This window comes from Solwaraspora sp. WMMD406 (assembly GCF_029626025.1).
Classification (GTDB): Bacteria; Actinomycetota; Actinomycetes; order Mycobacteriales; family Micromonosporaceae; genus Micromonospora_E.
Map to the genome: position 1 here is coordinate 2,168,149 of NZ_JARUBF010000001.1, position 16,219 is coordinate 2,184,367.

Here is a 16,219-nt window from a genome sequence, read left to right on the forward strand (position 1 = left end):
CGGAAGAGCCCCAGGGTTACGAAGGACAAACCTTTTCCTGATCGGACGTTGGAGCCGCCGGCATGCTGCCGGCCCATGTCGCCCGTGAGCTGCTGCCGGCGGTGGCTGGGTCCGCGCTCCGGCGCGCGGGCGTGCCGATCCACAGCTTCAATGGCGTGGTGTCGTCTGGGACGTTCGTGACGGGGATCCAGTCCCTGGCGCTGTTACCGTCGCCGAGGAGATCGGCGTCGAAGACCTGATCAGACGCTATGACGATGACGGCGACGTCGTCGTCGCCCACCAGAGCATCCCGGACGGTCATTGACTCGTTTTGCGCGTGCAGTGCTAGCAAAAGGGCGCCGCTACACTCCGTTCCGTCGTACTCGACCTGGCCGGCGTGTGCTAGGAGCCGCAGCTGTGGGTATGGCCGCCGCCGGTAGTGGTTGGCGCGCCGGTCGGAGGCGAGTAAGTCGTCGAACGCTGTCATCAGCCGGGCGAGGACCTCTGGATACGACCGGCCGTCACCCTGTAGGACGAGCAGGCTACCGTCGGCGCTGTCCCGACGGTTGACTACAAGCGTGTCGGCTGCCGAGTCGGTGAGGGCAGCATCTACAAGTTGCCGGATGCGCTGGGTTGCCGGGAACGGCAACAGTGGGGCGTTTACCCATTCCGCTATGACCAGCAAGACGTCGAGCGTGCTAGGGCCTGGGTGCGCGCTGTCCGTAGCCGGATGTCCGGTCGCGGCCAGCCACAGCTGGTGGAAGCGGTGCACTTCATCGCCCGAATCCGGACCCGCCGGTACCTTATCGGCAAGCTGCTCGACTAGGACGTCCAGCAGTCCCCAGTCGGGCACCCGGGCACTGATGAACGCCTCGTGGATGCGGCTGCGGCTGGCGACACCGGCGCCGATCCAGCTGACCATGGTGGTCAGCGAGGGACGGCCGGCGCGAGCGTGCAGGTCGTGCAAGGCGTCGTTGAGCGCCCGCGCCTCGTTCGGCAGCGAGCCGGGACGCTTGAACCCAGCCACCTCGACTCCTTCGCACGCTGGCTCTCGGCCTACAAGCATTGCATACCGTCTGAGTTCAGTCTCTGTCATCCTGTCTCGTCCGATGTCGTCTGGATTCGTCCGTGCCCCTTGAACCTGCCGCAGGGTTGGTGGCGCTGGACCGACTGAATCGATGGAGGTTGTCATGGAGACGCTGAATCCGGCCGCGCGTCTGGCGCTCGAAGGGTCCTGCCCCTGTGGATCGGCGCGCGACGGGTTGGCGGACAATCGCTCCGTGACGTTGCCCGAGCAGGTCGGCGCTACCCACCAAGCCGTCCTCAACGCGGTCTGGGACTTGCTGGTACGCGGCGGACGCTGGCCGACTTTCCAAGAACTTGATCAACATCTTTACCGGATCTATGACCTCGACGCGGCCTGTCTGCTGCCGGAGTTGCCACCAGGTCTGCTTCACGGCGTCGATCCCGGCAGCATCATGCCGATCGCTCAGACTACGACGATCGGGCTGACTGCCGCAGGTGCTGGCGCGACCGGACGCGCGGAGCGCGAACTCGATCTGTTTCTCACCGTCGTACACCACGCTGTCGCGTTGGAACGCGACTACGATTCGCCAGCTGATCAGCCGTACCTGCAGCCAGGTTTGGTCGCGGCCGATGTCGCGGCGCTCTTGGAGCTGACCTTGCCCGAAGACGCCGCGTTGCTCAAGCGGCTCGGGGCGATCTTGTACACAGAACGGTGGGGGTGGACCAGCTTCGGCGGCATGGGCACCGACGTGTGGGAGGTGCGAGTAGGACGGGAGGTTCGCCGGTTCCGGCACGCCCTTGACATCGCCACCTACTGGAAACTTCGCCCAAAGCACTGGGTGCCGGACGAGCCCGCGCCTGCGGCAATGCGCTCCATGGTACCGAGCACTCCGCCGACGGCGTTCCTTGAGCCGGTGGCAGAGTATGGGTCGGCGACTGAGCAGCACGGTATGGCTGCACGCGCCGCCCGCGACAGCGCACTGAATTACTACGGGGGAGACATGGACCGCGTCGATGTGCTGGTGATTGCGGCCTTGCCGGAGGAGTTCTATGCGGCCAAGGCCGCTGGTCTGGCGACCGCTCCGGCGGGTCCAGGAGTGCTCCGGTGGGAGAACCGTGACCTGGACGGTGTCCCGCCGTTTTTGTGGGGCGAGTACCACGTCGATGGGACGCCTCGGTTCACGGTGGCGTTGGCCCGGCCGACGCAGATGGGTGGTCGCGCTACAGGGCCTTTCGCTGCGTCGCTGGCCGATCGGCTGCGCCCGGCGTCCCTAGCCATGTGTGGCGTATGCGCCGGTAACGCCACAGACACTGCGCTGGGTGACGTCGTGGTCGGTGAGCCCGTATACGAGTGGGACGAAGGCAAGCAGTCGGCCTCCGGGTTCGAGGGCGATCACCGGCAATTCCGGCTGCAGCCCCGCTGGCTACGCTCCGCGCAGGACTTCGACCCCACCCGATTGGCCGGCTACGGCGACGCCAGCGAGGACGAGGCCTTGCTCTGGTTTCTCGAACAGCTACACCGTGGGCAGCAACCACGCACCCACCCTGCACGCAACGCCTACTTCCCGAGCGGCACCTGGCAACAGCGCTTGGCACAGCTCGAGGAGCAAGGTCTGATCCGACGCGAGCCGACCGGCGAGGCCGTTCTGACCAGCGACGGATCCGACCTCGTGCAGCGACGGCTCTACGACGACGCCGACGGACCACAGCGGCTTCCGTTTCGCGTCCTCGCCGCCCCCATGGCCAGCGGCAGCGCCGTCGTAGCCGACCCCGACGTCTGGGGCCGATTGAAGGCGATGGGCATGCGGAAGGTCACCGCCGTCGAGATGGAAGCCGCTACCATCGCGACCGTCGCCCACGATCGGGGACTTCCCTGGATTGTCGCCAAGGGCGTGATGGACCATGCAGACGCCAGAAAGGACGACCGGTACAAGAAGTTCGCCGCCCGCGCCTCCGCGCAGGTCATGTTCGCCTTGCTGGAACGCCTCGTGACAAAGACAGACACGAGCACGCAACGCATCACGGAGATGGTCCGAACAGCCGAGATCTCTAGTGCGTCTCACCGCGGAGACGCAGACGACTCCCGCGCGCGGGTCACTGAGCCCACCCGGGTGGATATCGTGCGGTTGCTCGACGAGTTGGCCGACGACGACCCGGTGCCGGACATTTCCGCACGCTCGAACGGCCGCCTCTGCCTCGTTGCTCACCCGGTGGACGCTGCAGCTGACGCTCTCGCTGGCGTCAGCACGATGTCCGCGAGCGGAGACCTGGACGCCATGATCCGTCAGGCGGTCGCCGTGCGTGGAGGACAGCCCTTTGCGCCTGACCTTGACAGCGGCACGTGGCGACGCCGTAGCAGCGGCATGGTCAAGGAAAACGGCATTCGCGAGGACGGATCGGTCCGGGAGGACTCCCTGCTGGTCCTTAAACTTCACGAGAACGGGGCTGTTGGCGTGCTCTGCGGTCGCGCAACCGCCGTGGCGCAATCCCAATGGCGCCCTCTTGGCTCCACCGCCGAACCCCCCGCACACCGGGTGATCTTTCCCAGTCTGGTCCTCGGACTCGTGCACGGCGCGCTGTGTGTGGCCGGCGACCTCGCGAACCGCTACGCCGGGTACGACGGCCCCTGGGTAATCGGCCTACGCCTCACCGGGATCAAGACGGCGATCGCCTATGAGTACGTGCAAAGCGGCGACGCTGACATGGTGCAACCGTACGACGCAGACACCTACCAGAGGACCGCGACAGCAAGTACCCCAGACCTACTCAGAACACCCAACGTCCTCACCGAGCAACTCGTCGGAGCACTGCTGCGCGGCCTTAGCGTCGACAAGCGTTACCTGCCGTACGCCAAATCCGCGAGTGACGAGTAACGGCGGTGAGCGCTCAGCAGGTCGGCCAGCGTGGACGGATGCTCCGTTGCACCGGTTGTCTCGATGATGCCCTCCTGTCTAGCACGGCGCGGGATGGCCTGACGCACGAGATCTCAGCGCACGTGATCCGCGCGGGGATTCACTGACCGATCCTCCCTCGTACCTGCCTATGCGACGGAGCTGGAACGCCGGCATCTGGAGGTGGACGCACCCCGGTACCGTGCCTACGTGCCTATCCGCTGGAGTTCCATCCATCAGCAGCTCGGGGAGCCTCCGTGCGACCTCAGCTACGAGATCATTCAGGCTGCCCGGGACCAGGGCGTCGTAGAGACCGACAGCTTGGACTGGAAGCGGACCCTCCCGGGCAAGGAACCCGGTGAACTGGACAAGTTCGCCACGGACGTTGCCGCCATGGCCAACACGGGAGGCGGGATCATCGTCTACGGCGTGGCCGAGGAGCATGGCACTAGCCGAGCGAAGGAGATCGTAGGGGTCGACGCATCCGATGCTGCCCAGCGGCGGCTGCGGCAGATCGCTAACAACCGCATCGATCCGATCGTGGCGGGTGTGGAGATGGTGCCGCTGACCGGTGACGGCAAGTCTGTGCTGGTGCTGTCGGTGCCACGCAGCCCTGACGCACCTCACATGATCGGTCAACGGGAGTGCTTTCGCGTGCCCTACCGGGATGGGTCCAAGAACGAGTGGATGCGGGAGCGGAACATCGAGCACGCCTACCGTCAGCGCTTCGACCGGCAGCACGACCAGACGGAACGATTGTCGGCCATGACCAAGGACATCGCCGACCACTTGGAAGGCAGCGGCAAGGCCTGGCTCATCGGGGTCGCGCGGCCCAGCACGCCTCTACCGCCCCTGGTCAAGCCGCTCGCACGCGGGCAGGTACGAGAACTGCTGGAGGCGGTGTTGCGGTACGCCAACCAGCTCGTGCCGCAAGACAGGTTCGGCCGAGAACTGCTCATCCGGTCGCTCGCCGACGCGGCGCTCAATCCGAGGACGGGGCTAAGGCGATGGATCATCAGCCCACTGGCTGACTACGGCCCAGAGCCACGCGCCGCATACCTGCTCGTGGAGCTGCATCGAGACGGGTCGCTGGCGTATGCGGTCGATAGTGGAGGTTGGGCACCCGACCAGCCGGAGACGCCATGCCAGATCTATGCACCCTTCGTCGAGAATTTCGCTGTCGACCTCGTGGCCCTGCTGAGCGTGTACGGAAGACAGATGGGCGGGCAGGCACCCATGGACTTTCGGATAGACCTGTGGAAAGCGGATCCGTCCGCGTTAGTGACCCCTGTGGACAATTTACGAGCAAGCGGAATTGTCTCCTCGCACCTAGAAAGGCCGGCAGGAGCCCGGGACGTGCGTCGTTTCCACCCATTCTACGGCGAAATACCAATCGAAGGCGACAGCTCAGACTTGCTAGACGCGGCCCGCACAATTGCATCTGACATTCTGCACCAGTTTGGCATTAGCCGTCACGCGGTACTCCCTCTGGCTTGAAATCCACACATACCCACTCTTGAAACGGTGCAGTTCTTGAACCTTTGGACCATCCTTGCCTTGCCGACCGGGGGCGCCAAGTTGAGTGCTGCAGGGCAGGCGGACGAGTCGCTCGGACCGCTGGGTCTCGCCGAGTAGTACGGGACAGCCTGTGGACTGTGAGCCTCTCGTTCGCGCGCTACTATAAATCTTCTACTCGGGAGTCGATCGTTTCGTATGTTAACGCGCTACTGGCTGATCGGCCGGCATGCGTAGAGGCGAAGGCTGCAAGGAGTGCTGCGAGCGCCCGCTTTGCCTCATCCTTGTCGTCGGATGGGACAATTGCTTCGACCGTGATCGAGTTCTCGGTCGCGTCCGTCTCGGTAGCGAGGTTCGCGATCGCACCATCTTGTTCGGCGTCAAGCAGGGCGTCCATGATGCGGTTGGCTTCTTCTCGGAGCCGGGCTGCTGGCAGTCGCACCTCGGGTCGGCCGGGTTCCGCAACCCGCAAGGTGATACGGACCCGCATGACAACATCCCGCCCCTCTTCTCTGGCCAACAGCGAAGCTTCCGTGCCCACGCCAGCAACTCGTCGCCGTAGTCTCTGGGCTTGCTTGGCCAGTAGTGTGCCGCTCGGGAATGCTCCTTGCAGGGACAGATCACGTTGCAGTACTTGGCCTTGACTTCGAATGTGAAGCCGTGGCGATAAAGCACCCACAGCACCCACGTCACGTATGTGTTGGGATACTTCGGGTACTTGGTCGGGGGTGTCATCACTCGTCTCCATTGACTCAGGGGGTTTCCCCATCGGCAACGAGGCGGGCGATCGAGTGGTTACGCACATCTTTTTATCGGAACCTTACGCGGATATGTTCGGGCAAGCGCTACCCCGCAGTACGTGGAATTTCCACGCAGTTTAGTTGCGTTTTGCAACTTTCGTCGCACAAAATGTGCGACGCATTAATCGAGATGGCCATATTTATACGAAATATTAATATTGTCCGTTTGGCAAATATTCACCCAGTGAGAATAGCGGCAATTCATGCATACTCCACCTAATGCGCTGCTAGGGCGAGTGGGGTGGTGGGGAGCCTGCCGAGGACGGGTACGGGGGCGAAGGCTTCGCCGTATCGGACGCCGGCGCGTCCGCCGTGGAGGCGGGCCAGGGTCTCGGCCATGGGGCCGAAGTGTTCGGTGATGGGCTGGGACTGGTGTACTGCGAGCGCGGTGGTCTTGGTCTGCCAGGCCGAGGTGATGTCGATGATGGTGGGCAGGTGGAGTGCGTGTCCGTGGCGGTCGAGGTTGTGGTAGCTGTCGCAGGTGTAGACGGCGTGGGGTCTGCCGGTGCTGATGACGACGTCGGGTAGCGCGGTGAGCAGCGTCTGCGCAGCGTGTTGGTGGTCTGGGTGGATGTCGTCGGGGTTGTGGGTGATGACGACCTCGGGCTGAACGCCGACGAGAAGTTCCCGCACCGTGTCGACGGTGATGGCGTCCAGTAGCTGCGGTGTCGCGCCGAGGATTCGGGCACCGGCGACGGCTTCCCGACGTCGTGTTGGATTGAGGCCGGGCACCGCGATGGTGACGGGTACGCCGGTGGCGGCGTGTACGGCGAGGGTTCCGCCGGCCCAGAGTTCGGCGTCGTCGGGGTGGGCCATGACGGTGAGGATTCCGCCGGAGGGGGTGGCTACCACAGTCGGAGTTCCTCAACGATGTCGGCTGGTCGGGGGAGTGCGGGGCTGGGGGTGCCGGTCGGGTGGTGGGGCAGGTCGAGGGTGGTGGTGAGCCGGATGAGGTCGCGCCATTTGAGGGCGAGGTCGTACTGCTCGGCGACGGTTCGGCCGCGGCCGGTGGCGAGCCGGCCGGAGGTGGGGAGGTCTTCCAGATGAAGCCCGCCGTCGAGGAGTCGTGCGGCTGTCTTGGCACCGATGCCGTGGACGCCAGGTATCTCGTCGGCGGGGTCGCCTGCCAGGGCTCGGAAGTCGCTCCACTGGTCGGGGGTGACCTGGTGGCGGGCGTACACCTCGTCGGGGGTGACGAGCCGGTGGCCGGCGCGGAAGCGGGTGTTGAGGACGTGTACGCGGTCGGTGACGAGTTGGTAGTAGTCCCGGTCGCGGGACATGACGATCACGGGTCGCGGTGTGGGGGTGGTGTGGACGAGGGTGGCGATGACGTCGTCGGCTTCGGCGTGTTCGAGTTCGATCCAGCCGATGCCGCAGCTGTCGAGGCCCCGCTTGACGTCGGGCAGGAACCGCAGCGGTAGGAGGGCGTCGTCGTCGGTGGGCCGGCTTGCCTTGTACCCGTCGTGTTCCTGCTGGCGTGCCTGCGAGCCGTGTTCGCCGTCCCAGACGACGATGACTTCGGGGTTGCCGCCGGGGATCTCGTTGCGGATCGCGACCCGTAGGAGGGCGAAGAAGGCGAACAGTCCGGTGAGCAGGCGAGTCTTGTCGCGGGAGTAGATCGGCGCGGGGAAACCGAAGGTGGCTCCCCACAGGAGGTTGTGTCCGTCGACGAGCAGCAGCGGCGGCACAGCAGTTGCGGCGTCGGCGGGGATCGGGAGCGTTGGCTGCATGGGGCGACCGCCCATCAGCTCACCACCTTCAGGAGTTGGCCAGCGATGTGGGCGGGTCGATAGTCCCGCGCGCGGTAGTAGCCGACCCTGGAGATGCGTTCGTAGCGTACCGGGTCGTGCAGGAGCTGGTCGGCGGCGCGCCACAGCCCGGCGTGGCCGCTGGCCTGCTCGACGATGACGCCGCCGTCGCCGATGAGCGTCGGGAGGTGGTCGACGTCGAGGGCGATGACGGGGGTGCCGACGGACATTGCTTCGAGGGCGACCAGGCCGAACGTCTCGGCCAGGGAAGGGACGATGCAGACGCTGGCGGTGGCGAGCCAGGCGGGCACCTGTGCCCATCGCAGACCTGCCCGGAGCTGCACTCCGGCTCCGGCGGCGAGACGCCGCGCTTCACCAAGTAGCTGAGATTGGCCCCCGGTGGAGTTCTCGAACCCGGCCGCGGCCAGGGCGATCTCGACGGTGTATCCGGACGGGCGATCGCTCGCAAGAGCGAGCAGCTGCGTGACGCCCTTCTCCGGGCCCAGGCGCGCGACGACGCGGATCGGACCTTCCCGGCGTAGTAGACGGCGGAGGGATTCCGATGCTGGCGGCTGATTGGTGAGCAGGGGGTTCGGGACGACTCGCCAGCGGGAGCTGTCGTAGCCGTGAGCGGCGGCGCGGCGCAGGCCGGTGTCGGATGGGGCGATGACGGTGTGGGCTCGGGGCAGGGCGGTGGCTAGGTCGGTGTGGTGGCCGACGACGTGCATGCCGAGGACTCGGCGGGGGGTGTCGGTGGTGGGCATGACCCGGCCGAGTCCCCAGAGGCTGTCGACGTACACGGCGATCTCGACCTGGTGCGCGGCGAACGCGCTGGCCAGCTCGGCGCGGATCGCCGTTTCGGCGGCGGTGATGGCGTCGCGCAGGCTGTCGTCGTCGCAGGGGTGCGGAATGTGCAGGCTGTCGAGGGTGACGACGGGTGCGGCGGCGTAGCTGGGTGGCGCGGTGCGGTCGGCGGTGATGATGACGGCACGGTGGCCGCTGGCGGTAAGGCCGGTGACGGTGCCGGCTACGGCGCGTTCCATTCCGGCGGGGGCGTCCGGTCGCCAGGAGGCGAGGATGAAGGCGACGGTGGTCATCGGTGTTGCGCGGTGTCGGGGACGGCGAGGTCTTCGACGGGCGTGGCGGTAGGGAGGGGCGCTTCCCAGGGGAAGTGCACCCAGTCGTCGGTGTCCCAGATCCACAGGTGGGGGTTGTAGTCGGCCCCGGTGTTGAGGCACAGGACGGCGGTGTGGACGACCGATCCCGCCCAGAGGTATGGGAGCAGTCTCGGGTAGAGCGTGTCGATGGTCGCGCCGGTGCCGCAGATGTCGTCGACGAGCAGGACGTTGCCGCGCAGGCGGGTGTCGCCCAGCACGGTGGTGAGTGGCCGCAGGTCGAGGGTGACGTGGCCGGTGGCCTGGGTGTAGATCGTGTCGGTGGGGTTGTGTCGGGCGTCGACTCGCAGGACCCGGGCGTCGAGGCAGGCGGCGAGGCTGTGGGACAGGGGTACGCCGCCGTTAGCGATGCCGATCACGGCTTCGATGGTTCCGATCCGGTTGGTCACCTCGCGGGCGAGGAGGTTGACTGCCTGCTCGTAGGCGTCGGCGGTGAGCCGTAGGACGCGGCGGTGGGTGAAGGTCCGCCGGGCGGTGCGGCTGGTCATGCGGATCCGTCCTTCGCGGTGAGGGTGAGGTCAGCGGGCGTGTTCAGCGGCTCCAGGCCGGCGATGGTCAGACCGCGCTGGTCGTTGCGCCAGATGCGTCCGTCGGCGCGGACGACGGTGAATCCGCCCGCGAGTTCGCGGGTGCGCAGCCGTACGCGCAGGGTGTCCGGGATGTGCAGGCGGCCCATGAGGTCGAGCGCGGCGACGTCGGTGAGCATCTGGTTCTGTTGGTACAGGCCAGCGCCGATGGGCAGCATCTGGAGCAGGGTCAGGCCGTTGACCCCGAGGTCATCGGCAAGGTCGACCATCCGTTGGGTCTCCGGCTGGTTGGCAGCCATCAGCACGGTCTGGATCTGGACGGAGACGCCGGCCTGAACGGCGGCGCGGATCCCGGCGACGGCGTGGGTGAAGCTGCCGATGCCGCGTAGCCGGTCGTGGGTGGCCTCGGTCGCTCCGTCGAGGGAGACCCGGATGGCATCGACGACGCCAGCGAGGTGCGGGACGCGGCGCTGCAGGTGGGTGCCGTTGGTGGTGATCGACACTGCGGCGCGTCCGCCTGCGGTGACGGTGCGGACCAGGTCAGGTAGGTCCTTGAGGAGCAGCGGCTCGCCGCCGCTGATGTCCACGCCGAGGATGTCGCTGCTGGCGAGGATCTGGGCGATACGGCGGCGGTCGGCGGGTCCGAGCTCGCGGACGCTGGTGTCGTCGAGACAGTGCGAGCAGTGCAGGTTGCAGCGGACGATCGGCGACCAGCAGATACTGACCGGTTGGGACCGGGCGTGCTGGTCGGGAGCGACGACCGGCCAGCGGTTGACCTCAGCCGAGTCTCCGCTCCATCTGCCGGCGGGTAGCGGGTGTGGGGCGTGGTGGGTCAGTCCGGTCGCCGGGTCGTGGGCGAGGTGCCCGTCGACGCCATAAACACGAGAGGTCACCGCAGTACCTCCGCGTGCGCGAGCAGGGCCTGCGCCCGCGAGGCGAGGTCGGCTTCCCGCTGGGCGGGGGCGGGCTCGCCGAGAAGATGCCGGTAGTAGGCGATGCGCGCTGGCGTGCTGGCCAGCTTCGCGCGCCACTGGATTGCGGCGTCGGGCGCGTCGATGTGCCAGGCGCGGAGCTGACGCAGGGGTGTGATCTTGCAGCCGGCGGCGATCAGCGTCGCGCCGAGGTGAGTGTCCTCGGCTCCCCAGCCGGCGGCGGTCCATCCGGGGTCGAACCCGCCGACGTGGGCGACGGCTGCGCGGGGCGCGGCGACCAGGGCGGTGACGACCATCCTCGGCAGGTCCCAGTCGAAGTAGCGGGCGCCGTGGCCGAGATCGACGAAGTCGTGGGTGTCGTCGAGCGGGCGCAGGTCCATCGGCTGGTGATAGACGTCGCCGGTGTAGAACATGGGTTTGCCGACCGGTGGGGTCCAGCGGACGCGGTGGTCAGCGTGCAGGTCCGGTTCCCCGGCGGGGACCTCGGCTCGCAGGTAGCGGCCGGGCTGGTAGCCGATGTTGTGCCGAAATCCGACCTGAACGAGGTTGGGGTGGGCTCGTACGGCGATGTCGGCGAGGGCGTGGGCGGTCAACACCATGTCGGCGTCGAGGTAGACGACGGTGTCGGCGTCGGCGAGGTGGGTGCCGAGGTTACGGGCGGCGGCGGCACCTACCTGTGCGGGCAGCCGGTAGGCGGTGTCGACGGCGGGGTGCAGTCGGATGATGGCCGGGGTGTCGTCGGTGGAGGCGTCGTCGATCACGATGACCTGGACCGTTCCGGAGGTGTCCTGCTTCGCTAGTGCGTCGAGCACGACGGGCAGGCTGTAGGCGTTGTTGTGTGCGGGGATCACCACCGACAGGACGGTCCCCGCCGCCATCGCCGCTGGTGTCGGGTCGTGCCAGCCCAGGCCGGTACGGGCGGTGAACGCGGCGGTCACTGCGGCGTGGTCGTTGTCGCTGGCTGTCAGCATCTGGGCCAGGGCCGGCATGGTCACCATCCCCAGGTGTCGAGGACACGGGTGGCGTCGGGCCACCCGGACGCGTGGTCGGGAATCCAGTGGATGCGGGGACGTGTCGGGTGGGCGAGCAGGTCGGCGAGTAGGACCAGGTACAGCGGTTCGGCGACGACGAGGATCTCGTCCGGTACGCCGGTGGCGGCGAACTCGGCGGTCAGTGCCGCCGACACCTGGGGCCGCAGCTCGACGGCGCGGTGCGGATCGAGCGGCCGGTCGTAGGTGTGCAAGGGGGTGTTGGCGTGCACGAGTCCGTGTTCGGCGCTGAGGAAGCGGACCCGGTCGCGGTGTGGCCGATAGCCGAGCCGATCGCGCATCGGTGGGATACAGCCGCCGCCGTAGAGGTCGAACGCGGCCAGCGCGCGGCGCGTTGCTGACTTCTCTTTCGAGCAGCCGACGAGGACAAGTCCGTCGCTGACCGGCAGCGCGAGTTTGTAATTCATGCTGGCCTCACCGGGCGTACGCCGATTCCCGCACTGCGGCACTCGGCGTGCACAGCGTTGAGGAAGGTGCAGCGGGCGTACAACGGGGGCGAGGCGTAGGAGCCGCCTCTGATCACGTACCCGCGTCCCATGGTTGCTGTGGACGTCCACTCCCAGCAGTTGCCGGCCAGGTCGAGCAGGCCTTCCGGGGTCGCACCGGCCGGGTGGGCGCCGGCCGGTCCGCACCGGGTGTGTTCGACCTCCGTGCCGCGGAGTCGGGCGAGGTCCGGCCGCCAGGAGTGGTCGCCCCACGGCCAGGTCCGTCGTTGCCGGCCGCCGGCGATCCATTCCCACTCCGTCGATGTGGGCAGCCGTCCGCCCACCAGGGTGGCGAGCCGGACGGCCTGGGCGTGGTCGACCTCGACGACCGGCAGGTCCGGGTCCGGCGTCTCGTCGGGGCGGTTCAGGTGCCGGTACGTCAACGGTGTGGCCGCCACGAGGAGGTCGATCACCGTACGTTCCCGGGCTGCGTCCCCGAACCGGCCGCTGCCGCCGGGAACGGGTAGCCACCGCAGCGGTGACGCCCGCCCAGCCCCAGCGTCCGCGTTGGCGGAACGTGTCGTATCGGTGCTGTGCATGTCTCTCCCGTTATCCGTCGATCAGGAACAGGTCTTCGGGATGCGCCAGGTGCGGTGGCCGGATTCGGCTCTTGCGCGCGTTCGGGGCGAGCCCTACCGCCGCGAGCGCGCAGGTGATCCGCTCGTACGCGATGGCCGCACCTTGGCGGTCAGGTGCGAGCGCGGTGTAGTTGTCCGCGAAGCGCACCACTGACAGCCCGTCGAGCTGCGCGTCTGCCTGCGCCAGACGCAGGTGGAACACGACCGGCCACAGGCCGCTGCCGGGCATCATCGGGGTGGGCAGGGCATCCAGGGCGCGGCGGAACCGTGCCAGGAACGCACCGTCTTTCACGTGTACGGCGAGCCAGCCGACCAGCTCGTCGACGGTGCCGCCCTGTGACGCGCCGGCAACGTCGACGTCCGCGACCCAGCGCCTTCCCGCACGCTGGTGCTGGTCGGCCTGCCGTACCGAGGTGATCCGGTTACGGCCGGCGCGGTAGCCCGACACCCAGTCGGCGAGCACCCTCGCCTCCATGATCGGAGTGAGGGCGTCGCGCATCGCCCGGTGCACGATCCGGTCCTCCACTGTCGGGATCGCGGCCGGGAAGGTCTTGCCGGTGTAGCTCGGGATCCACACCGGCCGCAGCGGAGCCGGCTGCCAGGAGCCGCCACGGAGACGCTCCGCGAGCTCCGCGAGCCGGTCCCGTAGACCCACCCGGTACGCCGCCCAGGTCATCCCGTCGACACCGGGTGCCGACGCCCGCCGCATGCAGGCGCGGGCCGCCGCGACCAGATGGACCGGATCGACGAGGTACGACATCAGGGAGTGCGCCGCGAGGGCCGAATCCGGTACGCTCGATCCAGCCTGGACGGCAGGAACGATCCCGCCCCCCACAGCGTCCCCCGAGCCGCTACCCGACACGCGCGGCCGATGGGGCCGGGAACGACGGCCCCGTCCAGGCCCTTCGCCGTCGTGGTAGGTCGAGTCACCGGCCACGGACGTCACCCCACGCCAACACGTGCAGCCGCGACGTCAGGTTCCATCCCCGCCGCACCACCTCGTCGGCCAGGCCCCGCAACCCGGTCAGCACCTGATCCGCTGCGGTGCCTTCCGGCATCACCCAGACCGGGTCCAGTCCGAACCGCTGCTGCAGGCCGGCGATCTCGTCAAGGTCCGCCGGGCCGGACGCGACGAACTTGAACCGCGCCCGGCCGGTGCGCGCGAACGCTTCCAACGCCTCGCCGACTGTCCGGCGCAGCTGGTCACGCGGGGCGCTGAAGCTCGCCAGCTTCGGCGAGACGTTCCAGTCGACCAGATTCGCCACCGCCGGATCGGGCACCACCGTGCCGTTGGTCTCCACCTCCACCCGCCGGCCGGCAGCAGCCAGCTCGGCGAGCAGCGGCACCAGCTCGGCCTGCTGAAGCAGCGGCTCACCGCCGGTGACCACCACCAGCCGGGCCGGCTGGTCCAGCACCCACCGCAGCACCTCGTCCGTCGAACGCCGGGTCGCTTCACGCGCCGGGTCGAACCGGCTCCAATCCCAGGTGTACGGGGTGTCGCACAACGGGCAGGACAGGTTGCACCGCGACAGCCGGACGAACAACGCCTGCTGGCCGCAGCTCGGCCCTTCGCCCTGCACCGTCGCGAACATCTCTGACACCAGCAGCCCGCCGGCCGACGCGCTCATGACCGACCATCCGCCGGGGCGTACTCCGCATATGTCGACGCGGTCTCACCGACGCGGACGGCCCTCAGCTGGACCGTCACGGGCAGGGACAGGTTCTCCTGACACCACTCGTAGAGGAACCACGCCAGGTTCTCGCTCGTCGGCGCGACGTCGAGCACCTCCGTCAGGTCCCGATGGTCGAACGTCGCGGCCAGGTACTCACCGAGCGGCGCCAGGTCGGCGAAGTCCACCACGAACCCCGGCGGCACGAGGTCGGGGCTGCTGACAACGACCTCGACGGTGTAGCTGTGCCCGTGCAGCCGCCCGCACTTGTGATCGACGGGGAGACCGGAGATCCGATGCGCCGCCTCAAAGCGGAACGACTTCCTGATCGTGAACACCTACGGCACCTCGTACTCGGTCGGGTCCGCCACGTCGGCGACGAAGAAGGCCTCGCGGCGCTCGACGCAGGTCCCGCACCTGCCGCAATGCCGTGCGCCGCCCCGGTAGCACGACCAGGTGTCCTCGAACGGCACACCCAGCCGGGCACCTTCGGCAACGATCTTCGATTTGCTTGCGTCGATGAACGGGGCGAGAACCGCGAAGTCCGGATCAATGAATCCCTCGTTCGCCACCCGTACCATCTGCTCGTAGGCGGCGACGAAGCTTGGCCGGCAGTCCGGGTAGATCGGATGGTCGCCAGCGTGAGCGCCGAACGCCACAGCGCTGGCTCCGACGGCAACCGCGTGTGCCACCGCCACGTCGAGCAGGATCGCGTTGCGGTTCGGCACGACCGTCGCCCTCATCGAGGAGTCGGAGTAGTGCCCGTCGGGCGTCGCCACCGCCGGGTCGGTCAGCGACGACCCGGCGAGCAGCTCCGTGATCGCGCCGAGCTGAATGACCCGGTGGGCACCGCCGAGGCTTGCGGCGCTCCGGTATGCGAACTCCAGCTCCCGGCGATGCGACTGCCCATAGTTGAACGACAGCATCGTCAGGTCGCAACCCTCGGCCCGCAGGCGATGGGCGAGCACGGTGCTGTCCAACCCGCCGGACAGCACCAGTACCACTTTCCTGGGCGATCCCGCGTTCGCCTTGCTAGGTCCGTGTCCCATCGCCCCTCCTGGCGTCACCTGAAACGTGCGTGAGGTTTGCCGTACGGTCGTGAACTCTCGTAGGTGCGGAACCCGTTACAACGGCAGCAGGATCCGATAGACGGCGTGACCGCCTCGATACCTGCCGCGATGTCGTCCCGTACCAACCGATCGCGCTGATCAGCTGCGGCGATTCGGTATCGCGTCTCGGTTTCCGAGCGGGACCGTCGGTCACAGCGGGCCGCCCGCAAGCAGCGAGACTCCGGCAAGGGTCAGGAACTCTGCCCTCGTGGACGGATCGTCAGCGAGGGTGCCGCGCCATCCCACGCTGACGGTTGTCGCACCGTGTGCTCTGATGCCTCTGCGGGTCATGCAGGTGTGCTCCGCGACGACGACAGCCCCGGCGCCGCATGCGCTCAGCTCGTCGAACAGCCAGCCCACGATCTGTTGGGTGAGGCTTTCCTGGACCTGCGGACGTCGGGCGAACATCTCCACCAGTCGAGCGATCTTCGACAGGCCGAGAATGCGGCCGTCGGGGAGGTAGCCAACGTGCGCGACCCCCGTGAACGGCAAGAAGTGGTGCTCGCACAACGACACGAACGGCACCGCGCGTGCCAGGACCAGATCCCGGTGCCCTGCGTCGTTCGCGAAGGTCGTCGGTGCGAACTGCGGGCTGGCCAGCAGCTCCCGGTAGGCGGCCACCATCCGCGCCGCGCTGCGCGACCTGGAGTCCGTGTCCAAGGTGACACCCAGCTCCGTCAGGAACTGCTCGGCTGCACGTTCCGCAGCCTTCACGTCGACAGAGCCGGAGGGCAT

At 67.7% G+C, this 16,219-nt stretch carries 17 protein-coding genes; 2 read left to right on the forward strand and 15 right to left on the reverse strand.

Annotated elements, in window-relative coordinates; all coding sequences use genetic code 11:
- Positions 1-16: 16 nt before the first annotated feature.
- Entirely contained in the window at positions 17-1,006 is a 990-nt protein-coding gene (locus O7632_RS09965; RefSeq protein ID WP_278113379.1) for a hypothetical protein, read from the reverse strand.
- 163 nt (positions 1,007-1,169) lie between these two features.
- On the opposite strand from O7632_RS09965, the gene O7632_RS09970 reads away from it, so the two are divergent.
- Together O7632_RS09970 and O7632_RS09975 are read left to right on the forward strand one after the other, a co-directional pair.
- On the forward strand, positions 1,170-3,878 hold the full coding sequence (locus O7632_RS09970) for a hypothetical protein (protein ID WP_278113381.1): 2,709 nt from the start codon (positions 1,170-1,172) through the stop codon (positions 3,876-3,878).
- Between the two features lie 228 nt (positions 3,879-4,106).
- Positions 4,107-5,393 carry an ATP-binding protein gene (locus O7632_RS09975; protein ID WP_278113383.1) on the forward strand — a complete coding sequence of 429 codons (1,287 nt, stop codon included), beginning with the start codon at positions 4,107-4,109 and terminating at the stop codon, positions 5,391-5,393.
- A gap of 181 nt (positions 5,394-5,574) precedes the next feature.
- Here the strand turns inward: O7632_RS09975 and O7632_RS09980 are convergent, their stop codons facing one another.
- From O7632_RS09980 to folE, 14 genes are all read right to left on the reverse strand, one after another.
- Entirely contained in the window at positions 5,575-5,952 is a 378-nt protein-coding gene (locus tag O7632_RS09980; RefSeq protein ID WP_278113385.1) for a hypothetical protein, read from the reverse strand.
- A gap of 475 nt (positions 5,953-6,427) precedes the next feature.
- Positions 6,428-7,063 (reverse strand): PIG-L family deacetylase, encoded by a 636-nt coding sequence (locus O7632_RS09985; RefSeq protein WP_278113387.1) that lies wholly within the window; start codon positions 7,061-7,063, stop codon positions 6,428-6,430.
- The gene (locus O7632_RS09990; RefSeq protein WP_278113389.1) at positions 7,057-7,956 is read right to left on the reverse strand and encodes a 5'-3' exonuclease H3TH domain-containing protein; all 900 of its coding nucleotides are present in this window, start codon (positions 7,954-7,956) and stop codon (positions 7,057-7,059) included. The genes O7632_RS09985 and O7632_RS09990 overlap by 7 nt, the downstream gene beginning before the upstream one ends.
- Positions 7,956-9,056, reverse strand: coding sequence for a glycosyltransferase family 4 protein (locus tag O7632_RS09995; RefSeq protein WP_278113391.1), 1,101 nt, complete (start codon positions 9,054-9,056; stop codon positions 7,956-7,958). The genes O7632_RS09990 and O7632_RS09995 overlap by 1 nt, the downstream gene beginning before the upstream one ends.
- Positions 9,053-9,622: a phosphoribosyltransferase gene (locus tag O7632_RS10000; protein WP_278113393.1), complete on the reverse strand. Its 570-nt coding sequence runs from the start codon at positions 9,620-9,622 to the stop codon at positions 9,053-9,055. Before O7632_RS10000 ends, O7632_RS09995 begins: the two co-directional genes overlap by 4 nt.
- Positions 9,619-10,554, reverse strand: coding sequence for a radical SAM protein (locus tag O7632_RS10005; protein WP_278113395.1), 936 nt, complete (start codon positions 10,552-10,554; stop codon positions 9,619-9,621). The genes O7632_RS10000 and O7632_RS10005 overlap by 4 nt, the downstream gene beginning before the upstream one ends.
- The gene (locus O7632_RS10010; RefSeq protein ID WP_278113398.1) at positions 10,551-11,582 is read right to left on the reverse strand and encodes a glycosyltransferase family 2 protein; all 1,032 of its coding nucleotides are present in this window, start codon (positions 11,580-11,582) and stop codon (positions 10,551-10,553) included. Before O7632_RS10010 ends, O7632_RS10005 begins: the two co-directional genes overlap by 4 nt.
- 2 nt (positions 11,583-11,584) lie before the next feature.
- A complete protein-coding gene (locus O7632_RS10015) occupies positions 11,585-12,049 on the reverse strand; it encodes a DUF6884 domain-containing protein (protein ID WP_278113400.1) in 465 nt (154 codons plus the stop codon).
- Positions 12,046-12,666 (reverse strand): SUMF1/EgtB/PvdO family nonheme iron enzyme, encoded by a 621-nt coding sequence (locus O7632_RS10020; RefSeq protein ID WP_278113402.1) that lies wholly within the window; start codon positions 12,664-12,666, stop codon positions 12,046-12,048. The genes O7632_RS10015 and O7632_RS10020 overlap by 4 nt, the downstream gene beginning before the upstream one ends.
- A gap of 10 nt (positions 12,667-12,676) precedes the next feature.
- The gene (locus tag O7632_RS10025; RefSeq protein WP_278113404.1) at positions 12,677-13,465 is read right to left on the reverse strand and encodes a reverse transcriptase domain-containing protein; all 789 of its coding nucleotides are present in this window, start codon (positions 13,463-13,465) and stop codon (positions 12,677-12,679) included.
- Between the two features lie 166 nt (positions 13,466-13,631).
- A complete protein-coding gene (locus tag O7632_RS10030) occupies positions 13,632-14,333 on the reverse strand; it encodes a 7-carboxy-7-deazaguanine synthase QueE (RefSeq protein ID WP_278113406.1) in 702 nt (233 codons plus the stop codon).
- Positions 14,330-14,713 (reverse strand): 6-carboxytetrahydropterin synthase, encoded by a 384-nt coding sequence (locus tag O7632_RS10035; protein ID WP_278113408.1) that lies wholly within the window; start codon positions 14,711-14,713, stop codon positions 14,330-14,332. Before O7632_RS10035 ends, O7632_RS10030 begins: the two co-directional genes overlap by 4 nt.
- Positions 14,714-15,424 (reverse strand): 7-cyano-7-deazaguanine synthase QueC, encoded by a 711-nt coding sequence (gene queC / locus O7632_RS10040; protein ID WP_278113410.1) that lies wholly within the window; start codon positions 15,422-15,424, stop codon positions 14,714-14,716. It abuts the gene before it with no gap.
- Positions 15,425-15,634: 210 nt separating this feature from the next.
- Positions 15,635-16,219 (reverse strand): GTP cyclohydrolase I, encoded by a 585-nt coding sequence (gene folE, locus O7632_RS10045; RefSeq protein ID WP_278113411.1) that lies wholly within the window; start codon positions 16,217-16,219, stop codon positions 15,635-15,637.

Bases quoted from the DNA above. Each gene is read 5' to 3' on its own strand.
- folE (WP_278113411.1), bottom strand. From the start codon at position 16,219: ATGCCCTCCGGCTCTGTCGACGTGAAGGCTGCGGAACGTGCAGCCGAG.
- O7632_RS09990 (WP_278113389.1), bottom strand. From the start codon at position 7,956: ATGGGCGGTCGCCCCATGCAGCCAACGCTCCCGATCCCCGCCGACGCC.
- O7632_RS10010 (WP_278113398.1), bottom strand. From the start codon at position 11,582: ATGCCGGCCCTGGCCCAGATGCTGACAGCCAGCGACAACGACCACGCC.
- O7632_RS10020 (WP_278113402.1), bottom strand. From the start codon at position 12,666: ATGCACAGCACCGATACGACACGTTCCGCCAACGCGGACGCTGGGGCT.
- queC (WP_278113410.1), bottom strand. From the start codon at position 15,424: ATGGGACACGGACCTAGCAAGGCGAACGCGGGATCGCCCAGGAAAGTG.
- O7632_RS09995 (WP_278113391.1), bottom strand. From the start codon at position 9,056: ATGACCACCGTCGCCTTCATCCTCGCCTCCTGGCGACCGGACGCCCCC.
- O7632_RS10000 (WP_278113393.1), bottom strand. From the start codon at position 9,622: ATGACCAGCCGCACCGCCCGGCGGACCTTCACCCACCGCCGCGTCCTA.
- O7632_RS10030 (WP_278113406.1), bottom strand. From the start codon at position 14,333: ATGAGCGCGTCGGCCGGCGGGCTGCTGGTGTCAGAGATGTTCGCGACG.
- O7632_RS10015 (WP_278113400.1), bottom strand. From the start codon at position 12,049: ATGAATTACAAACTCGCGCTGCCGGTCAGCGACGGACTTGTCCTCGTC.
- O7632_RS10025 (WP_278113404.1), bottom strand. From the start codon at position 13,465: ATGTCGTACCTCGTCGATCCGGTCCATCTGGTCGCGGCGGCCCGCGCC.
- O7632_RS09970 (WP_278113381.1), top strand. From the start codon at position 1,170: ATGGAGACGCTGAATCCGGCCGCGCGTCTGGCGCTCGAAGGGTCCTGC.